Source organism: Salinicola sp., assembly GCF_982684285.1.
On record NZ_CEXLVS010000209.1, the window covers coordinates 4,291 to 7,458 of the forward strand.

Sequence of the window (3,168 nt, forward strand, 5' to 3'; positions counted from 1 at the left end):
GTCCTCGCGCCGAATGATCTGTTCCAGGCGGGTGACGAACAGCAGCCCGACCACGGCGACCGCCATTCCGCACAGCGTCGGCAACGTGGCCTGGGCAACGCCGTCGGCCATCGCCCGGGCCTGACTGCTCTCGGTCAGTGCCAGGCTGTCGAATACCTGAATCATCCCGGTCACCGTCCCCAGCAACCCAAGCAAGGGGCAGATCGCGATGAGCAGCTTGAGCCACGGCACCGGTAGACGCAGCCGGGCAATCAGTTCGCGGGTCCACACCTCGCGCAGTGTCAACGCGCTCCAGCTCGAGTGATCGCGACGCCGAATCCAGGCTTCGATCAGCACCCGCCGGGCACGGCGGTGGGTGAACCGCCAATAGAACAGCCGTTCCAGCGACATCGCGAACAGCGCCATGGCCACCAGCATGATCACCACCAGCACCTCACCGCCGGCGCCGATCAGCCAGCGGATCGGCTCAAGCGTGAGCACCATGACGGCGCTCCTCGGCGTGGGCAACGGCAGCGGTTTCGGCTTCGAGATGCTCGGCGAGCACGGCGCTGGCGCGGCCTTCCAGCAGGCCGATCAGGCGGCGGCTGCGGCTGTTCAGCGCCGTATTGACGAACAGCAGGGGAACGGCGGTGATCAGACCCAGCACGGTCGTCACCAGTGCCTGGCTGATGCCGCCCGCCATCAGTTGCGGATCGCCGGTCCCGAACACGGTGATCGACTGGAAGGTGACGATCATGCCGGTGACCGTGCCCAGCAGCCCCAGCAGCGGGGCCACCGCCGCGATCAGCTTGACGATCGGTTGGCCCCGCTCCAGGCGTGGCTGCTCCGCCAGCATGGCCTCGTCGAGACGAGCTTCCAGCGCTTCCGGGGCGTGATCGCGGCCCAACGCGGCGAAGCGCCCCAGCACCCGGCCCAACGGGTTGTCGTCATGCAGCGTCTCCGGGCTCTGCATCTGGCGGCGCATTTTCGCGCTGACCCGAAGCAGATAGGCGTACTGGACCAGCGCCACCAGCAGCCCGACGAGTCCCAGCGCCACGATCACGTAGCCCACGTAGCCACCCTGCTGGAAGCGCTGCCACAGCGTGGGCTGCTGAGATAGCGCCTCGAGCACGTCACCGTCGGTGGGGTCGATCACGATCTGGTTGCCCTCGCCCTGCTGGAACGCCCGCAACGCCTGCCGGGCGTCGCCCGGCGTCGCCGCGAATACGGCGAGGCGCCCGTCGTCGCCCATGCGCTGCAGCAGATCGCCATCGCTGAAGGCGACGGTATCGCCCAGACGCACGACTTCACGCTGGCTCACGTCGCCATCCTGGCCCGCCACAGGTGCCTGGAAACGCACCCCGCGCCCGCTCTCCGCGATCAGCCCCGCCAGGTCCTGGCGTACCCGTTCGAAAGTCTGCAGATCGACGAGCCCACGATCGTCGAGACGCGGCGGTAACGCCGCATCGCCGCCAACGGTCAGCCAGCTCTCGGCGAGGGCGTCGCGAAGCTCGCTGGCCTGTTGCTTGACGATGCCGGAGACATCGCCGATATCGCCGGCCTCCTGCATGCGCTGCTGGTGTAGATCGGCCAACTGCTGCTGCTGGTCGGACCGGCGCGCTTCCAGCTCGTCGCGTCGGGCCTGCGCCTGCTGCAGCCGCTGCTCGGCATCGGTCACTGCCTGTTGCAACGCCTGACGGTCGTCCAGCAGCGCTTCCAGCCGCTGGTTGTCGCGCTGCTCGGCGGCTTGGCTGTCGGCACGGAACCTGTCGAGTACCTGCTGCATCGACGCCGCCGTGCCACTCGTCGCATCATCGCCTGGCGTGGCGCTGGATTGCGCACTGACGCTGCCGGGCAACAGCGTGATCGCCGCGATGGGCAGCGCCAACCACCATGAATGACGGCTCATGACCGACCCTCCGTCGCTGACCGCCCCGCGCCGACCACCAGCGACGCCGGCAGATGCAACAAGGCCGGCGCGCTCTGGTCCTGAGCGATGCGAATACCACGGCGAACTTCGCCGATCTGATCGCCGTTCAGCGCCTCCCACTCGCCGTCGGCGACGCTCCAGACACCGCCGGCGCGATCGTCCGGGGTGACGTAGTACCAGCCGGTGCGGCCGACGCGCAAGTAATCGACTTCCCTCGCCATCTGGCTACCCTGACTGGCGGCATCGGACTGTGCGCCCTCGAGCGGCCCGCTCCATTGATCCATCTCGCGCCCATAGGCCAGCTCGGCGCGCCAGGCGGAAAAGAGACGCTGCAGCTTGTCGGCCTGGGAGGCGTCATCGCGGGAAAGCATCTGCTCCAGATCGTCGACGCGCGCCAGTCGCTCGTCGCGAAGGAATGGCATATCCGCTTCGATCATCTCCCGTAGTTGTTCGACCATCTGGCGCATCTCTCCCGGCAGCGCCTCGCGAGTCACGGAAATCTGCGTGAGCGCCTGCTTTTCAGAAGCGATCCGCTTGGCCTGGTTGTCGACGATTGGCGCCAGTTCGGCGTTGTAGCTCTCCAACCGATCGGCCTGCTGGCCGGCCTGCCGCAAGCGCTCCAGCGCCTCGCGCGTGGCGTCATCGGCCGCGTCGATGCGCTGCTGGAGCTCGGCCTGGGTCTGCTGCGCCTGGATACTGGCCTGACTGAGCGAATCCTGGGCAAGTATCGTGCTGGGCGCGCTCACGCCGATGGCTGCGAGGCAAAGGGCCGATACATACCCACTCGTTCTTCGCGGGAAATGAAGCACCACGCTATCTCCTTGCGGATGAGCCTTAACGACGAGGCGGTGAAGAGCGCCGCCGGGTCGGCGGGATGACGACGTTGAATTCGACGCGACACGCTAATACAAACAAGAACAATTATCAATCCGCATGCACGCCGCCACCCTCTCAGCGACGCCCTTCACTGGCGCTGAGGCAAGGCTTCCTGAACACGGCGCCCGATCCCCAGACACGAAAAAGCCGATGCCATCGGGCATCGGCTTCTTCACCACCGCGGTTCCACGGCGACGGGACTACAGCTTCTGTTCCAGCTCGAACAGGTCGCCCACCAGGCCGGAAACCTGCGAGAGCGCCACCTGGAAAATCCCGATTTCCTACAGCTTCTGCTCCAGCTCGGGCAGGATCTCGAACAGGTCACCGACCAGGCAGAGCGGAAGCGCGCGCGGCAGCTGGCAAGTCCCGGTTGACTAGAGCGT

Annotated in this window: 3 protein-coding genes; all 3 read right to left on the reverse strand. The window is 66.7% G+C overall.

From position 1 onward, the window contains the following. Positions 1–483 (reverse strand): MotA/TolQ/ExbB proton channel family protein (locus AC3AYF_RS16000; RefSeq protein ID WP_487779993.1); only part of this gene is annotated, 483 nt, incomplete at its 3' end. Then, the gene (locus AC3AYF_RS16005; RefSeq protein WP_295040612.1) at positions 467–1,888 is read right to left on the reverse strand and encodes a MotA/TolQ/ExbB proton channel family protein; all 1,422 of its coding nucleotides are present in this window, start codon (positions 1,886–1,888) and stop codon (positions 467–469) included. The genes AC3AYF_RS16000 and AC3AYF_RS16005, both read right to left, overlap by 17 nt. Continuing rightward, a complete protein-coding gene (locus AC3AYF_RS16010) occupies positions 1,885–2,721 on the reverse strand; it encodes a DUF3450 domain-containing protein (RefSeq protein WP_487779994.1) in 837 nt (278 codons plus the stop codon). Before AC3AYF_RS16010 ends, AC3AYF_RS16005 begins: the two co-directional genes overlap by 4 nt. Between the last annotated feature and the right edge of the window lie 447 nt (positions 2,722–3,168).

Coding starts and splice junctions, on each gene's coding strand:
- AC3AYF_RS16005 (WP_295040612.1), bottom strand. CDS start 1,888: ATGAGCCGTCATTCATGGTGGTTGGCGCTGCCCATCGCGGCGATCACG.